Below are 17,331 nucleotides of genomic sequence, written 5' to 3'. Positions count from 1 at the left end.
TCGAGCTGTTGCCGGGCGTGTCGAGTCTAATGTTCCGCCCTCGGGGGCCGTGCCGTGGCGGTGCGTCATACGTCACGCATTCGGCTCTACCCACCTTGCGCCGCGCCTACGACACGACTGTGCCCGGCACCTGCCGGTGCCGGGCACAGTGAGGGTGTTCCGCGCTACGCGCGACCCGCGGTCTTCTGCGTCTTGCGCGTCACCGCGTCGATGACGACCGTGGCGAGGAGCACACCGCCGGTGATCATGTACTGCACCGGGGAGGCGATGCCCTCCAGGGCGAGGCCGTACTGGATCGACACGATCACCAGCACACCGAGCAGCGCGTTCCACGTGCGGCCGCGGCCGCCGAAGAGGGACGTGCCGCCGATCACCGCGGCGGCGATCGCGTTCATCAGCAGGTCACCGCCGCCGGCGCCCTGGTTGGCCGCCGCGATCTTCGAGGCGATGAACAGACCGCCCACCGCGGCGAAGGTGCCGGAGATCGCGAAGACCGAGATACGGACCATCTCCACGTTGATGCCGGCCCGGCGCGAGGCCTCGACGCTGCCGCCGAGCGCGAACACCTTCCGGCCGTACGCCGTGCGCCGCAGCACGAAGTCCGTGACCAGCAGCACCACGATGAAGATCACCACGGCAAGGGGCAGGCCCTTGTACTGGTTGAAGACGATCGCGACGGCGAAGGCGAGGACCGCCAGCAGCGCCGTGCGCACGATGGTCTCGCTCAGCGGCCGGGACGGCACGCCCGCGGCCTCGCGGCGGCGGTTGCCGTAGAAGGAGCTGAGGAAGTACCCGGCGGTCACCACCGCGGCCAGCCCGTAGGCGGCGGCCACGTCGGAGAAGTAGTAGCTGGTCAGCTGGGCCACGACCCCGTCCGGGTCGAGGTTGATCGTGCCGTTGTCGCCCAGGATCTGGAGCATGAAGCCGTTCCAGAACAGCAGACCGGCCAGGGTGACGGCGAAGGCGGGGACGCCGACCTTCGCGAAGAAGAAGCCGTGCAGCACGCCGGCGACCGTGCCGGTGAGGATGGCCAGCACGAAGGCGAGCCACTCGTTCATGCCGTTGGTGACGTTGAGCACCGCGAAGCTGGCGCCCGCGACACCGGACACCGAGCCGACCGACAGGTCGATCTCGCCGAGCAGCAGCACGAACACGATGCCGACGGCGATCATGCCCGTGCCGACCATGGCGACGGACATGTCGGACAGGTTGCCCGCGGTGAGGAAGTTGGAGTTCAGGCTCGTGAAGATCAGCCAGATGATCGCCAGGCCGATGACGACCGGGATGGAACCCAGGTCACCGGACTTCATCTTCCGCTTGAACTCGGTGACGTAGCCGGCGAGGCCCTGCTCGCGCACCAGCAGCCGGGGGTCGACCACCGTGACGGCGGCCTTGGCCGCCTCGGGGTTCTCCACGACGTGTTCTTCCGGAGCCGCGGAGGTCTTGTCGATGCTCACTTGGAAACCTCCCCGTTCGTGCGCGCCGCACGGCGGGTCACGGCGTTGTCGGTGGCGCCGGTGATGGCGGAGATGATCTCTTCCTGCGAGGTCGACTTGACCTCGAACACGCCGTTGTTGCGCCCGAGGCGCAGCACGGCGACCTTGTCCGCCACGGCCTTGACGTCGGCCATGTTGTGGCTGATCAGGATCACGGCGTGGCCGCGTTCGCGCAGCCGCTCGACCAGGTCGAGGACCTGGGCGGTCTGCTCGACGCCGAGCGCGGCGGTGGGCTCGTCGAGGATGACCAGCTTGGGCTCCCCGAGCATGGACCGGGCGATGGCCACGGTCTGGCGCTGGCCGCCGGAGAGCGAGGCGATCGGGATGCGCACGCTGGGGATGCGGATCGACAGGGTGTCGAGGAGCTCGCGGGAGCGGCGCTCCATCTCCACCTCGTCCAGGACGCCGCGCTTGCGCAGCTCGCGGCCCAGGTAGAGGTTGCCGACGACGTCGATGTTGTCGCACAGCGCGAGGTCCTGGTAGACGGTCGCGATGCCCAGGTTCTGGGCGTCGTGCGGCTTGTTGATCTGGACGGACCTGCCGTCCCATTCGATGACGCCCTCATCGATGGGGTGCACGCCGGCGATCGTCTTGACCAGCGTGGACTTTCCGGCGCCGTTGTCGCCGACGAGGGCGACCACCTCACCGGCGTGGACCTCAAGCTCTACGTCGGTGAGCGCCTGTACGGCACCGAACCGCTTGGAGACCCCGCGCAACGCCAGCACGGGCGTAGCGGACACGTGAACCATCTCCTTCGCCGCCTGACCCGGCGGGAGGTTGTGCAGAAGTGTGGGAGGAGTGATCACTCCGGCGCCCCGCGGAGCTTGCGGGGCTGGTGTGGCGGGGCGCCGGAGGAACTCGGGGCAGCCGGTCCGTGGGAGTTGCGGGAGTCCGGGGGGACTCCTGTCGTCTTCACCGGACCTGGCGGCTGCTTACTTGAGACCGATCTTGTCGCAGGCGGACTTGTACTTGCCCGCGCAGATCTCGTTCACGGTGTAGATGCCGTCCTTGATGACGGTGTCCTTGATGTTGTCCTGGGTCAGCGAGACGACCGGGACCAGGACGGACGGGATGGCCTTGGTGGTCGGGCTGTCGACCTTGTCCTTGGCGATCGAGTCGAGCGACTTGCCCTGGGCGAGGGCGACGGCCATCTCGGCCGCGACGTTCGCCTCCTGCGGGTAGGGCTTGTAGACGCTCATGTACTGCTCACCGGTGACGATGCGCTGCACGCCGGAGAGCTCGGCGTCCTGGCCGGTGACGGGGATGTCGGCGATGCCCGCGGCCTTCAGGGCCGTGATGATGCCGCCCGCCATGCCGTCGTTGGCGGAGTAGACGCCGACGATCTTGTCCTTGCCGAGGGCGGAGATGGCGCCCTCCATGTTGGCGTTGGCGTTCTCCGGCTTCCACTCCTTGGTGTCGTACTCGCGGCCGATCTTCACCTTGCCGTCGAGCACGGAGTGCGCGCCCTTCTTGAACTGGGCGGCGTTCGGGTCGGTGGAGGACCCGTTCATCATGACGATCTGGCCGTCCTTGGCCTTGTCGCCCAGGGCCTTCAGCAGGGCCTCGCCCTGGGTCTTGCCGACGGTCTCGTTGTCGAACGAGGTGTAGGCGTCGATCGGGCCCTCGGCCAGGCGGTCGTAGGCGACGACCGGGATGCCGGCGTCCTTGGCCTTCTTCACCGAGCCGGCGATGGCCTTGGAGTCCACCGCGTCCACGATCAGCACGTCGACCTTGTTGGTCACCATCGTGTCGACCTGCTGGTTCTGGGTGCTGGCGTCCTGCTTGGCGTTGGCGTAGACGACCTCGCCCTTGCCGTTGGTGAGCTCCTTGACCTTCTTCTCGATGAGCGGCCGGTCGAACTTCTCGTAACGGGCGGTCGCGTTCTCGGGAAGGAGCAGACCGACCTTGATGTCGTCGCCCTTCTTGGCGGACCCCGCGGTGGAGTCGGCGTTGTCGCCGGACTCCTTGGCGCTGCCACAGGCAGCAAGCGAAACAGCCATCACACCGGCGGCCACAGCAACGGCGGCGCGACGCATACGCGTGTTCACTTCAGAAACCTCCCTGACGAGGCCGCGACGTTGCGGCCGAGGTGGCTGGAAGTCAACTCGGCCACACGTGCGACGTCAAGAAGTAAATCCTTAACGAGATGGCAACGGTGCCATCCGTTCTCTAAGTGAAGGCAGGGGTCACTGCCTTCAGCGGACCGGCGGCAGTGCCGTCCAAAAGGGTCGAATCACCCATCTCACTGAGGGCGAGAGCGAGCGCTCCGAGCACCTCCGCACGGCCGCCGAGAGCCCCGGGGAGAACGGACAACTGGCGCGCCGCACTGGGGATGGCGTAGCGGCCGACGGACTCCCGGATCGGCCCGAGCACCAGCTCACCGGCCTCGGCGAGATCACCGCCGAGGACCACCCGGCTCGGGTTCAGCAGGTTGCAGAGATTGGCCACTCCACTGCCGATGTGGCGGCCGACGTCGGCGATCACCCGACGGCAGCCCGGGTCCCCGTCCCGGGCGAGCCGCACGACGCCCTCCATGGTCAGATCGGTCCCGTGACTGGACTGGAGGAGCGGGAGCACGTAGCGCGCCGCCGCGAAGGTCTCCAGGCAGCCGCGGTTGCCGCAGCGGCAGACCGGGCCGGATTCGTCGAGTGTAATATGCCCGATTTCTCCGGCGGTGCCGCCGGGGCCGCGGTAGATCTTGCCGCTGATCACCAGGCCGGCGCCGACACCGCTGGCGACCTTGATGTACGCCAGGTCGCGGACGCCGCGGCCGCTGCCCCAGACCATCTCGCCGAGGGCGCCGAGGTTGGCGTCGTTGTCGACGTGGACGGGGACGCCGAGGCGGTCGCGGAGCTCCTCGGCGGGATTGGTGCCGGTCCAGCCCGGGAGGATGGCGGTCGAGCCGAGGGTGCCGGATTCGACGTCGATGGGGCCGGGGACGCCGAGGCCGATACCGGCGATCTTGGAGCGGTCGACACCGGTGGCTTCCACCAGGCGGCTGACCAGTTGTTCCGCGCGGTCGAAGCCCTGGGTCGACGAGGCGTCGACGTCGAGGGGCTCGGACTCCTCGGCCAGGACCTGGTGGGCGAGGTTGCCGATGGCGACGCGGAGGTGGGTGTGGCCGAAGTCGACGCCGATGACGATGCCGGCGTCGCCGCTGAGCGACACGCTGCGGGCGCGGCGGCCGCCGGCGGAGGTCGGGGTGACCTCGACCGTGCCGCCGTCCTTCAACTCCCGGACGATGTTGGAGACCGTCGCCGCGGACAGGCCCGTGGTCCGCGCGATCTCGGCCTGGGTGAGCGAACCCGCCAGGCGCACGGCTCGTACGACCCGCTCCAGGTTGGCTCGGTGCAGCGACGACTGCGACCCCGGAGTCTCCACGACGACCTCCTGCGCACGGGGCCGCATCGATGAGGCCCCGTCTATGTCCAACTAGTGAACTCTAAGCTGAGCCGTTCGGGTTGCCTCCCGTCAAGAGGTTGAACTGATTCCGGGGTGTGCGCGGGTCGTCGCGGAGCGCTATGTGGGGGTACGCGCTTTCTGCCTCCGGCGGCCTGCGCGGGGGGCGCGTGCTTGCGCCTGACGGTGGGGGTGGGTCGGGGCCGCGCCGGGGGTGTCCGTCCTCGGAACGGCGCGATGGGGTTGCGTGCCGGCTGACTGTCCGTTGACGCGCCAACCGCTGCGGGCGGACACCCCCCGGCACGGCCCCTTCCGTGCGTCGGCGGCCGCGGGTGCGTCGTGGGTGCGGGCGGACCCCGGCACCTCCCCTTGCGCGCGTCGGCGGCTGCCGGTCCGCCCCGCTCCGCCGGGTCGCGGACCCACCCGGCCTCGGCCTCGGCCGGCCCGGGCTACTTCAACGCCCCCGCCGTCAGCCCCTGCACCACCTGCCGCTGGAAGATGATGTACGCGGCGAGGACCGGCAGCATCGCCATGACCAGGCCCGCGAAGAGGCCCGACCAGTCGCCCTTGTAGCCCTGGCTCACCGCCAGCTGGACGAGGCCCTGCGTGAGGACCCGCTTGTCGGGGTCGGTGTTCAGGACCGTGGGCAGCATGTACTGGTTCCACTGGCCCAGGAAGTTGAAGATGCCCACGCTGATCAGGCCCGGCTTGGCCATGGGCAGCATGATCTGGAAGAACGTGCGGCTGTGGGAGGCGCCGTCGACGAAGGCCGCCTCGGCGATCGAGGTGGGGAGGGTGCGGAAGAACGCCGTCAGGAAGAAGACCGTGAACGGCAGCGAGTACGCGATGTAGACCAGGATCAGGCCGTGGATGGTGTTGAGCAGGCCCATGTTGTTCACGACGTAGAACAGCGGGACCAGGGCCAGCATGATCGGGAAGCTCATGCCGCCGATGAACAGGTAGTAGATGAAGCGGTTGCCCGGGAAGTCGAAGCGGGCCAGGACGTACGCCGCCATCGAACCGAGGACGAGCGTACCGATGAGCGAACCGCCCACCACGAGGACCGTGTTGAGGAAGTAGTCGCTCATGTTGGCCTGGGTCCACGCCCGCGACCAGTTGTCGAAGTGCAGCGAGTCCGGGAGCGACCAGGGCGAGCTGAAGATGGAGCGGTCGTCCTTGAAGGACGTCATGACCGCCCAGAGCAGCGGCATGACCACCATGATCGCCCAGATGACCAGGACGCCGTGGGAGAAGACGTTGAGGACCGTGCCCTCTTTCTTCTCCTTGGGCGGTGCCGCCGGGGGCAGGTCCTCCTTGGTGAGGACGGCACCGGACTCGGCCGGGAGCGGAGCGGGGGTTTCGGTCGTCTTCATCAGTACTCCAGCCGCTCGCGACGGCCCAGCCGCATCACCACGGCGGCGAAGGCCAGCGTGACGACGAGCAGGGCGACACCGATGGTGGTGGCGTAGGCGGCCTGCCCGTCCCGGAACGCCTTCTGGTACACGTACAGGACCATGACGGTGGTCGAGTAGTCGGGGCCGCCCGGCCCGGTCGTCATGATCTGCACGACCGCGAACGACTCGGCGCCGAGGGCGAGGATGCCCATGTAGACCCAGCCGGACTGCACCGTGTCCCAGAGCAGGGGCAGGGTGATCCGGAAGAACGTGGTGAAGCGGCTCGCGCCGTCCAGCAGGGCCGCCTCGTACATCTCCCCGGGGATGGAGGCCATGCCGGCGGAGAAGAGGACCACGAAGAAGCCGACCGTGGACCAGACGAGGACCGCCATCACGGCCCACAGGGCCAGGTCGGGGTCGCCCAGCCACAGGGGCTGGACGCCGTCGAGACCGATGCCGCGCAGGACCGAGTTGATCGCGCCGCTGTCCGGGTTGTACGCGAACGCGAACAGCAGCGCGACGATGGCGATCGAGAGGACCTGCGGGAAGAAGTAGACGATCTTGTAGAAGGAGGAGCCGCGGACGCCGGTGACGACCGGGCCGTTCCTTCTCTTTCTGCCGCCCACGTTGATCATGAAGGCGAAGAACAGCGCGAGGCCGATCGTCACCACCGGCAGCAGGAGGGCGAACAGCAGGCTGTGCTGCAACGACTTCCAGAAGATGTCGTCGTCCAGCATCCGGCTGTAGTTGTCGAAACCGACCATTTCGAATTCGGGGCTGAGGCCGGTCCAGTCCGTGAACGAGTAATAGATGGACTGGATGAACGGCCAGACCACGAAGAGCGCGTACAGTCCCAGGGGCAGCGCGAGGAAGCCCACGATGAACCGGTACTTGCCGTGCTGCATCGCCACTCCGGTGCCGTTGCGGAAATTGGGTTTCCGGTGCCGTTACTGGTGCTTGTAGTGCTTGATGGAGTCGTCCTTGGCGGCCTCGTCGGCGAAGCCCTGGATTTTCTTGATGGCCTCGGCCGGGGTGAGGCGGCCGGCCATCATCTCGCCGAGGCCGGAGACGCCGATCTTCTCCTTCTGCAACTGCACGTACCAGTCCTGCAGACGGGGGTTCACCACGTTCTCGCCGGCCTTCTCCAGCGCCGCGACACCGGACTTGAGGCCGGGGGTGAGGGGGATGCCGTCGGTGCCGCCGTTGTAGGCGGTCAGCGACTTCACCTTGCTGGTGAAGTTCTTGGAGGAGGCCTCGCTGAGCATGATGCGCAGCTGCTCCATGCCGCCGGGGGCGTTCTTCGCCTTGGCCGGGACGATGAAGGGCTCGCCGCCGGACGCCCAGATCGTGCCGAAGGGCATCTTGTCCGAGGAGTCCAGGCCGGTGGGCGCGGAGACGGCCAGGTCGAAGTCCTTGGGGATGACGTTCGCGGACTCGTTCTCCACCCAGGAGCCGTTCGGGATGAACAGCGCCTTGCCCTCGGCCCAGGCGGTCTGCGACTGGATGTGGTCCAGGCCCGGGGTGCCCTTGAGGACGTAACCCTTCTTGTACAGCTCGTAGTAGGCCTCGAAGCAGGCCTTGACGGCCGGGTGCTTCCAGGCGTTCGGCTCCAGGTTGTCGATGGCGTCGAGGACCTCGCGGCCGCCGACCTTGCCGATCATCGGGTAGAGCGAGAAGGGGATGTAGTACGGGTACTTGCCCGCGTACGTCCAGCCCGCCATGCCCTTCTTCTTGGCCTTGGCGCAGACGGCGAGCATCTGGTCCCAGGTCTCCGGGTACTGCTCGTCGAGCGAGTCCAGGGCCTTCTGCGAGTACCAGACGCCGTACACCGTGTAGGCGTAGTACAGGATCCAGACCTTGTCGCCGTCGAACTGGCCCATCTCCACGATGCCGGGGCGCAGCGTGTCGCGGACCTTCTTGCCCGGGTCGTCGTAGGAGGGCGCGTCCAGCAGCGGGGTGAGGTCGGTGAGCTGGTTCTTGCCGACCAGGACGCCCATGTCCATCTGCTCGGCGCCGGAGTTGTCGATGAGGTCCGGCGGGGTGCCCTGGTTGAAGCGGGGCTGGAGCGTGGACTGGATCTTCTGGGTGGCGGAGAACTTCACCGTGGCCTTGGGGAAGTTCTTCTCGTAGATCTTCACGGCGTCCTCGGCGTACTCCTTGCCGAAACCGCCGTCGAACAGGACGAATTCCATGCCGGCCGTGTCGTTGACGGCGAGCGGGTTCTTCGCGGTCTTCTTGCCGGCCTTGGCCTTGTCCCCGCTGTCGTCGCCGCCGCTGCTGGCGCAGGCGGACAGGAAGCTCATGGTGGGGACGGAGATCAGCCCGAGCGCGGCGGACCTTTTGATCAGGTTTCGGCGGCCGACACCCTCGGTGCCGTGGTGCTCGGCGGAAGTGGATCCCATGCTCAAGTCCTCGCCTTCTCCAGGACTCAGGCGGTGAACCGGATCCTTGCCGGCACCGCGATCGGGTCAAGCTGGGTCGTGCAGGAAAGTGCGGGTGGTGATGTGAGGAAGGGGTGAATCGCCCGACAGGTATAGTCCACTTCCCGCCAGCGGATCAAGATCGAACACAAGGTTGGCCACGGGTCTTATCCGAGTTGAGACCTCGCGGAAGTATGAGCGGCCTGTGTGTTTCACGACGGAAAAATCCCGGTCGTCGCCCCCGAATGCCACAGGCAACACCCTTGACACATGATGGCACTTGAGCAACTACTGGTCCTTGCGCATCGAAGGTGACAACGTTGTCCACTGCGCAGGGAGGGTACCCGTTGATGCAGCGGAAAGCTCGGTACAGATGGGGTTCGGCGGTCGTGTCGGCGACCGCCTTCGCATTGGCCCTGAGTTCGCAGGGCGTTGCGGTCGCACTGCCCCAGGCCCCGGAGAGACCCGATCGGGGGTTCACGTCCTCCTTCGAGGCGGACGACCCGCTTCCGGACTGGCTGAACACCGTCGACACCGGCCCCGGCGGCGAGAAGCGCGCCTCGGGCGTCGACGGCGGCTACAGCAGCGGCATACCGGGCAATGTGACCGACCAGGTCACGGACGTCCGGGCCAGTGCCGAGAACACGGGCGGCGGCGAGGTGAAGGAGAACCTCGTCGACGGCGAACCGAGCACCAAGTGGCTCGCCTTCGAACCCACCGGCTGGGTGGAGTTCGACCTGGACAAACCCGTCAAACTGGCGCGTTATGCGCTGACGTCGGCCAATGACGCCAAGGAGCGCGACCCGAAGGACTGGACCCTGAAGGGCTCGGCCGACGGCAAGGAGTGGACGACGCTCGACTCCCGCTCCGGGGAGTCCTTCCCTGAGCGGTTCCAGACGAAGACGTACGACCTGGCCGAGCCCGCCGAGTACCGGCACTTCCGGCTGGAGGTCACCCGGAACAGCGGCGCCGGCATCCTGCAGCTCGCCGACCTCCAGCTGTCCACGGGCGGCAGTGAGGGGCCGGTCCCGCCCGAGATGCTCTCCCTGGTCGACCGCGGCCCGAGCGGCTCCCCGACCGCCAAGGCGGGCGCCGGGTTCACGGGCAAGCGGGCGCTGCGCTACGCCGGCCGGCACACCGCCGAGGGGCGGGCGTACTCGTACAACAAGGTCTTCGACGTGAACGTGGCCGTCGGCCGGAACACGCAGCTGTCGTACCGGATCTTCCCGTCGATGGCCGACGGCGACCTCGACTACGACGCCACCAACGTCTCCGTCGACCTGGCCTTCACCGACGGCACCCACCTGAGCGAGCTGCGCGCCACCGACCAGCACGGCTTCCCGCTGACCCCGCGGGGGCAGGGCGCCTCGAAGATCCTCTACGTCAACCAGTGGAACAACGTGGCCTCGCGGATCGGCTCGGTCGCGGCCGGGAAGACCGTGGACCGGATCCTGGTGGCCTACGACTCCCCCAAGGGCCCCGCCAAGTTCCGCGGCTGGCTGGACGACGTGAGCATCGCCTCCGTCGCGCCCGAGCGGCCGAAGGCGCACCTGTCGGACTACGCGGTGACGACCCGCGGCACCAACTCCAGCGGCGGTTTCTCGCGGGGCAACAACTTCCCGGCGACGGCGGTTCCGCACGGCTTCAACTTCTGGACGCCGGTGACCAACGCCGGTTCGCTGAGCTGGCTGTACGACTACGCGCGGGCCAACAACGCGGACAACCTGCCGACGATCCAGGCGTTCAGCGCCAGCCACGAGCCGAGCCCCTGGATGGGCGACCGGCAGACCTTCCAGGTGATGCCGTCGGTGGCCGCCGGGACCCCGGAGTACGGGCGGGAGGCGCGGGAGCTGGCCTTCCGGCACGAGAACGAGGTCGCGCGGCCCTACTACTACGGGGTGCGGTTCGAGAACGGGCTGAAGGCCGAGATGGCGCCGACGGACCACGCGGCGGCCCTGCGCTTCACCTACCCCGGTGACGACGCGAGCGTCCTCTTCGACAACGTCACCGACCAGGCGGGGCTGACCCTCGACAAGGAGAACGGGATCGTCACCGGCTACTCGGACGTGAAGTCCGGGCTGTCGACCGGCGCGACCCGGCTGTTCGTCTACGGCGAGTTCGACAAGCCGGTGACCGAGGGGGACTCCAGCGGCGTCAAGGGCTACCTGCGCTTCAAGGCCGACGACCGGACCGTCACCCTGCGCCTGGCGACCTCGCTCATCAGCGTCGACCAGGCCAAGGACAACCTGCGCCAGGAGATCCCCGAGGGCCGGTCCTTCGAGGCGGTCAAGAAGAGCGCCCAGCGCCAGTGGGACCGGCTGCTCGGCAAGGTCGAGGTGGAGGGCGCGACCCCCGACCAGCTGACGACGCTCTACTCCAGCCTGTACCGGCTGTACCTGTACCCGAACTCCGGCTTCGAGAAGGTCGGCGGCAAGTACCAGTACGCCTCGCCGTTCTCCCGCATGCCGAACCCGGACACCCCGACGCACACCGGCGCGAAGATCGTCGACGGCAAGGTGTACGTCAACAACGGCTTCTGGGACACCTACCGGACGACCTGGCCCGCCTACTCGTTCCTGACGCCCTCTCAGGCCGGGGAACTGGTCGACGGGTTCGTGCAGCAGTACAAGGACGGCGGCTGGACGTCGCGCTGGTCCTCCCCCGGTTACGCGGACCTGATGACCGGCACCTCCTCGGACGTGGCGTTCGCGGACGCGTACGTCAAGGGCGTCGACTTCGACGCGAAGGCGGCGTACGACGCGGCCGTGAAGAACGCGACGGTCGTCCCGCCGAACTCGGGCGTCGGCCGCAAGGGCATGACCACCTCCCCCTTCCTCGGCTACACGAGCACCGAGACCCACGAGGGCCTGTCCTGGGCGCTGGAGGGCTACCTCAACGACTACGGCATCTCCCGCATGGGACGGAAGCTGTACGAAGAGACCGGGGAGCGGCGCTACAAGGAGGAGTCGGAGTACTTCCTGGACCGGGCCCGCGACTACGTGAACCTCTTCGACGACAAGGCCGGGTTCTTCCAGGGCCGCGACGCGAAGGGCGACTGGCGGGTCGAGTCCGCGAAGTACGACCCGCGGGTGTGGGGCCACGACTACACCGAGACCAACGGCTGGGGCTACGCCTTCACCGCCCCGCAGGACAGCCGGGGCCTGGCCAACCTGTACGGCGGGCGCAAGGGCCTCGCCGACAAGCTGGACGAGTACCTGTCCACCCCCGAGACGGCCTCCCCGGAGTTCGTCGGCTCCTACGGCGGTGTCATCCACGAGATGACCGAGGCGCGGGACGTGCGGATGGGCATGTACGGGCACTCCAACCAGGTCGCCCACCACGCGCTGTACATGTACGACGCGGCCGGGCAGCCCTGGAAGACGCAGAAGAACGTCCGCGAGGTGCTGTCCCGGCTGTACACCGGCAGCGAGATCGGGCAGGGCTACCACGGCGACGAGGACAACGGCGAGCAGTCGGCCTGGTACCTGTTCTCCGCGCTCGGCTTCTACCCGCTGGTGATGGGCAGCGGCGAGTACGCGATCGGCTCGCCCCTGTTCACGAAGGCCACCGTGCACCTGGAGAACGGGCGCGAGCTGGTGGTGAAGGCGCCGCGCAACAGCGCCAGGAACGTCTACGTGCAGGGGCTGAAGGTCAACGGCCGCACCTGGTCGAAGACCTCGCTGCCGCACTCCGTGGTCGCCAAGGGCGGTGTCCTGGAGTTCGACATGGGTCCGAGGCCGTCGTCGTGGGGCACGGGCAAGGACGCCGCGCCCGTGTCGATCACCCAGGACGACGAGGTGCCGGCACCCCGCGCGGACCTGCTGAAGCGTGAGGGCGCCCTGTTCGACGACACCTCGGCGACGGACGCCACGGTGACGTCCGTGGACCTGCCGGTCCGCGAGGGCGCGAAGGCCGTCCAGTACACCCTGACGTCGTCGGCGGACCGGGCGAAGGCACCGGCCGGCTGGACGCTCCAGGGCTCCTCGGACGGCGAGACCTGGCGGACGCTCGACGAGCGCTCCGGAGAGGCCTTCGCCTGGGACCGGCAGACGCGCGCGTTCTCGGTGAAGTCACCGGGTACGTACGAGAGGTACCGCCTGGTCCTCGACGGCGAGGCGACCCTGGCGGAGGTGGAACTGCTGGGCTGAGCAACTGCGTTGGGGGTCTCGTGCCGCTTCCCGTGCCCGTCCTGCCCGAGGGTGTCGACCCGGCCTGGCTGCCGCCCGCCGCCTTCCGGGCGATCGGTGGCCGCCGGACCCTGATCCACGGATCGGGTCCGCTGGTGGAGACGGTGCACGGGGAGGTGGCCGAGGCCTGCCGGCGGTTCGGGGGCCGGGTCGAGCGCGGCGCGCCGGACGGCGGCGCGTACGACCTGGTCCTCGCCCTCCGCGCCGACGACGGGCCCGGTGACGGGGGCCCCGGCGACGAGGGCCCCGGCGACGAGGGCTTCTCCTGCGTCCGCGAGGGCGGCACGACGGCCGTCACGGCGTCCGGCGGGCGCGGGCTGCTGTACGGCCTCTTCCACGTCGTACGGCTCGGCGAGGACGCCTTCCGCGGGGAGCGGGTCCGGGAGGTCCACCGCCCGGCGCTCGCCCTGCGCATGCTCGACCACTGGGACAACGTGGCCGTGCACCCGGTGATGGGCCAGGTGGAGCGCGGGTACGCCGGCGGTTCGCTGTTCTGGGACGACGGGCGGGCGCGCGGCGACCTGGAGCGGGTGCGGGCCTACGGCAGGCTGCTCGCGGCGTGCGGGATCAACGCCGTCGCCGTCAACAACGTGAACGTGCACGCCACCGAGGCGCGGCTGCTCACCGACCGGATCGGTGAAGTGGCCGGAATCGCCGACGCGTTGCGCCCGTACGGCATCCGCACCCACCTCTCGGTCTCCTTCGCCGCGCCGGTCCTGCTCGGCGGGCTGTCCACGGCCGATCCGCTGGACGCGACGGTGCGCGGCTGGTGGGCAGGGGCGACGCGGCGGGTGTACGAGGCCATCCCCGACTTCGGCGGGTACGTGGTCAAGGCGGACTCGGAGGGCCAGCCGGGCCCGTTCGCGTACGGCCGCAGCCACGCCGACGGGGCGAACCTGCTGGCGGCGGCGCTGGAGCCGTTCGGCGGCACGGTGCACTGGCGGGCCTTCGTCTACGACCACCGCCAGGACTGGCGGGACCGGACGACCGACCGGGCCCGGGCCGCGTACGACCACTTCGTGCCGCTGGACGGCGCGTTCGCGGCGAACGCCGTGCTCCAGGTGAAGCACGGGCCGATGGACTTCCAGGTGCGCGAGCCGGTGTCGCCGCTGATCGGGGCCGTCCCCCGCACGCGGCTGGCGGTGGAACTCCAGGCCACCCAGGAGTACACCGGGCAGCAGCGGCACGTCTGCTGGCTGGGACCGATGTGGAGCGAGGTGCTGCGCTTCCGGCCCGCGCCCGGTGCGACGGTCGGTGAGGTGGCCCGGGGCGGGCTCGTGGCCGTGTCGAACGCCGGGGACGACCCCTTCTGGACCGGGCATCCGCTGGCCCAGGTGAACCTCTACACCTTCGGGCGGCTCGCCTGGCGGCCGGACGCCGAGCCGCGCGAGGTGCTCGACGAGTGGATCGCGCTCACCTTCCCCGGCGCCCCGGCACGGCTGTCCGACGGGCTGCACGCGGTGCTCGACGGCTCCTGGCGCACGTACGAGAAGTACACCGCCCCGCTCGGGGTGGGCTTCATGGTGCAGCCCGGGCACCACTACGGGCCGAGTGTCGACGGCTACGAGTACAGCCCCTGGGGCACCTACCACTTCGCCGACCGGGACGGCGTCGGCGTGGACCGCAGCGTGGCGACCGGCACCGGGTACGCCGGGCAGTACGGCAAGCCCTGGTCCGAGCTGTACGAGTCGCCGGGCACCTGCCCCGACGAGCTGCTGCTGTTCTTCCACCACGTGCCGTACGGACATGTGCTGACCAGCGGGAGGACGGTCATCCAGCACATCTACGACACGCACTTCGAGGGCGTCGAGGAGGTGGTGGCGGCCCGCCGGGTGTGGGCGGGCCTCGGGGACCTGGTCGGGCCGGAGCGGCACGCGCGGGTCGCGGAGCTGTACGAGGAACAGCTGCGCGGCGCCCGGGAGTGGCGGGATCAGATCAACAGCTACTTCTTCCGCAAGTCCGGGGTGCCGGACGCGCGGGGGCGGCGGATCCACTGAAGGACGGCGCCGCCCCGGGGCCCTCGACGCCGGTTGGCCTCGGGGGGCGGGGCGCGCTCATGCGGTGAACTCCTCCCGGGTCTCGGCGATCACCGTGCGGCTGCCGTGCAGCAGGGACAGCAGCAGCGGCGCGGCCAGGAGGGCGGGCAGGGCCTCGGTCAGCAGGGCGGTCAGCGCGGCGGTCAGGACGAGCAGGGAGGCGGCCGCGAGGGTGGCCCGGCCGTGCCGGAGCAGGAAGTACGCGGCGAGACGGGCGGTGTCCCGGGCGCGGAAGGCGAAGAGCGAGGTGAGGACGAGGGCGTGCGCGCCCCACAGCAGGGAGCCGGTGCCGATCCCCGCCAGCAGGACCGCCCACCAGCCGGGCAGGCCCGTGGCGGCGAAGTGGGTGAGGGTGAAGGCGATGACCGTGAGCCAGGCCAGCAGGGGTGTCCAGAGGGCCAGCACCGGTCGGGCGTTGAGGCGCCAGCCGCGCAGGAAGGCGCGGGCCGGGTGGAGTTCGGTGAGGTCGCGGCTGCGGTGGTGCAGGGCGTAGAGCGCGGCGGACAGGGCCGGGCCGAGCGGCAGCAGGCACAGCGCCGCGAGGGGCAGGTTGGCGGGGTCGGGCCCGAGCAGCAGCAGTCCGGCCAGGCCCGGGGAGGCGGAGAGCAGCAGCAGCGCCTCGACGGTGAGGAGGGTGTGCACGAGGGCGGAGGCGCGGGAGAGGGCTCCGGTGCCGAAGCCGGAGGTCCGCACGGTGCTCATCCCGCCGCCTCCCCGCGCGTCACCCGTTCTCCTTGGCGAACCGCTCGTACGCCTTGTTGTGCAGGTCGACGAGCTGCTGCATGTTCTTCGACTTCAGTTCGGCGACGTAGGCGTCCCATTCGGACAGCGGGCGCTTGCCGAGGACGAACTTCAGGGTGTTCTGGATGACGGTGTCCTTCAGCGGGGTGTCCCAGAGGGTGGCCTGCTCCTGCTCGAAGGAGCGCAGCGGGTGGGCCGGGTCGACGGGCAGCTGCCGGCGCTGGGCCATGGCGTCCTGGAACTTCTTCTCGTCCGGGCCGAAGGAGGAGGAGACCAGCTCCCAGCTGCCGCCGTAGGTGAAGACGCCGTTGAAGAAGCCGTAGTCCTTCTGGAGGTCCTTGCCGGCGTCCGGGTCCGAGCCCATCAGGGAGATGCCCGGCTTCAGCCTGGGCCGGCCGCCGGACTCGGTGTAGGTGACGCCCTCGACGCCCCACTTGCAGAACTTCTGGCCCTCGTCGGAGTACCAGAGCCAGTCGAGGAACTGCATCATCGCGACGAAGCTGTCGCTCTTGCGCGCCTTGCCGGAGACCATGACGCCGTTCTCCAGGCGGGTGCCGCCGAGCACCACCGGGCCGGCCGGGCCGAGCGGCACCGGGATCATCTCGATCGTCGCGCCCTCGACCTGCTTGCGCAGGTTGTAGCGGTAGTTCTGCACCAGCTCCTGCGGGTTGGCGCTCATCGCGAAGCACTTCTCGGCGAGGAGCTTCTGCACCGCCTGGTCGTCGGTCTGGCTGAAGCTCTCGGGGTCCATGAGCTTATCGGCGACGAGTGAGCGCAGGTACTCGACCATGGCGCGGTAGCCGTCCTGGGCGCCGGTGAAGACGAATTCGCGTGCCGTGTGGTCGAAGCTGATGTTGTCGTAGCCCCATCCGGCCCGGACGCCGAAGGCCTGGCCGAGGTAGCCGAACAGGGCGCCGCAGGGGAACGGGGTGTTGGTGCTCCAGCGGTCGGAGAGGGGGTACCTGCCGGGGTACTCCTCCTTGAGCGCCGTGAGGACGTCGCGCACCTCGTCCCAGGTGGTGGGCAGGCTGAGGCCGTGCCGGTCCAGGACGTCCGTGCGGAAGGACAGGGAGTAGGTGGCCTTGGCCTTCTCGTGCAGGCCCGGCAGCAGGTAGTACTTCCCGTCGGACTGGCGGATCGAGTCCAGTTCGGGCTCCAGCTTCCACTTGCGGACCTTGTCGCGGAAGTTGGGCATCAGGTGGACGTAGTCGCTGACGGGGAGGATGGCGCCGGAGGAGACGAAGGCCACCTCGGACGGGTGGTACGTCTTGGGGATCAGGAACGGGGCGTCCCCGGCCCCGATGAGCACGCTGCGCTTCTTCTCGTAGTCGGCCAGCGGGACGTCGACGGGCTCCAGGGTCACGCCGGTGCGCCGGGTGAGCTCCTTCCAGAACAGCCAGGAGCTCTTCATCGGGTAGACCGGGTTGTTGTTGTGCAGCACCGAGAAGGACAGCGGTTTCGCCGCCTTGAACCGCTGACCGGCGCGGTAGTTCTTCATCGCCCCGTTCTGCTTCTTCGACAGGTCCTTTCCGTCCCCGCCGTCGTCGCCGCTGCCGCAGCCGGTGACCGTGGCGAGACCGACGAAGGCGGCTGCGGCGAGTATCTGGCGCCGTGACAACTGTCCTGCGTTCTGCACGGGGACTCCTTTGTTCCGTAAG

General features: G+C 69.1%; 11 protein-coding genes. 2 read left to right on the top strand and 9 right to left on the bottom strand.

Going from position 1 to position 17,331, the window contains the following annotated elements:
- Positions 1-164: 164 nt before the first annotated feature.
- The 7 genes from AC07DA_RS30390 to ngcE all read right to left on the bottom strand — a co-directional run bounded on the left by AC07DA_RS30390 (position 165) and on the right by ngcE (position 8,691).
- On the bottom strand, positions 165-1,457 hold the full coding sequence (locus AC07DA_RS30390) for a sugar ABC transporter permease (protein ID WP_479131444.1): 1,293 nt from the start codon (positions 1,455-1,457) through the stop codon (positions 165-167).
- Positions 1,454-2,245 (bottom strand): ATP-binding cassette domain-containing protein, encoded by a 792-nt coding sequence (locus tag AC07DA_RS30385; protein ID WP_031109031.1) that lies wholly within the window; start codon positions 2,243-2,245, stop codon positions 1,454-1,456. Before AC07DA_RS30385 ends, AC07DA_RS30390 begins: the two co-directional genes overlap by 4 nt.
- A 183-nt stretch (positions 2,246-2,428) precedes the next feature.
- Positions 2,429-3,532 (bottom strand): ABC transporter substrate-binding protein, encoded by a 1,104-nt coding sequence (locus AC07DA_RS30380; RefSeq protein ID WP_479131485.1) that lies wholly within the window; start codon positions 3,530-3,532, stop codon positions 2,429-2,431.
- 133 nt (positions 3,533-3,665) lie between these two features.
- Positions 3,666-4,877 (bottom strand): ROK family transcriptional regulator, encoded by a 1,212-nt coding sequence (locus AC07DA_RS30375; RefSeq protein ID WP_479131442.1) that lies wholly within the window; start codon positions 4,875-4,877, stop codon positions 3,666-3,668.
- 467 nt (positions 4,878-5,344) lie between these two features.
- Positions 5,345-6,268 (bottom strand): carbohydrate ABC transporter permease, encoded by a 924-nt coding sequence (locus AC07DA_RS30370; protein WP_344533883.1) that lies wholly within the window; start codon positions 6,266-6,268, stop codon positions 5,345-5,347.
- Entirely contained in the window at positions 6,268-7,194 is a 927-nt protein-coding gene (locus AC07DA_RS30365; protein ID WP_479131441.1) for a carbohydrate ABC transporter permease, read from the bottom strand. Before AC07DA_RS30365 ends, AC07DA_RS30370 begins: the two co-directional genes overlap by 1 nt.
- Before the next feature lie 42 nt (positions 7,195-7,236).
- A complete protein-coding gene (gene ngcE, locus AC07DA_RS30360) occupies positions 7,237-8,691 on the bottom strand; it encodes an N-acetylglucosamine/diacetylchitobiose ABC transporter substrate-binding protein (RefSeq protein WP_479131440.1) in 1,455 nt (484 codons plus the stop codon).
- A gap of 368 nt (positions 8,692-9,059) precedes the next feature.
- On the opposite strand from ngcE, the gene AC07DA_RS30355 reads away from it, so the two are divergent.
- Both AC07DA_RS30355 and AC07DA_RS30350 read left to right on the top strand, forming a co-directional pair.
- Positions 9,060-12,857, top strand: coding sequence for a GH92 family glycosyl hydrolase (locus AC07DA_RS30355; protein WP_479131439.1), 3,798 nt, complete (start codon positions 9,060-9,062; stop codon positions 12,855-12,857).
- A gap of 20 nt (positions 12,858-12,877) precedes the next feature.
- Entirely contained in the window at positions 12,878-14,893 is a 2,016-nt protein-coding gene (locus tag AC07DA_RS30350; protein ID WP_479131438.1) for an alpha-glucuronidase, read from the top strand.
- A gap of 57 nt (positions 14,894-14,950) precedes the next feature.
- Here AC07DA_RS30350 and AC07DA_RS30345 read toward each other — a convergent pair whose 3' ends face one another.
- The gene (locus AC07DA_RS30345; RefSeq protein ID WP_479131437.1) at positions 14,951-15,634 is read right to left on the bottom strand and encodes a hypothetical protein; all 684 of its coding nucleotides are present in this window, start codon (positions 15,632-15,634) and stop codon (positions 14,951-14,953) included.
- A 19-nt stretch (positions 15,635-15,653) separates the two neighbouring features.
- Positions 15,654-17,309: an ABC transporter substrate-binding protein gene (locus AC07DA_RS30340; RefSeq protein ID WP_479131436.1), complete on the bottom strand. Its 1,656-nt coding sequence runs from the start codon at positions 17,307-17,309 to the stop codon at positions 15,654-15,656.
- Between the last annotated feature and the right edge of the window lie 22 nt (positions 17,310-17,331).

This window comes from Streptomyces sp. NPDC044921 (genome assembly GCF_056432865.1).
Note: the sequence above shows the minus strand (reverse complement) of the source record. Positions and strands in the feature narration are given on the sequence as shown.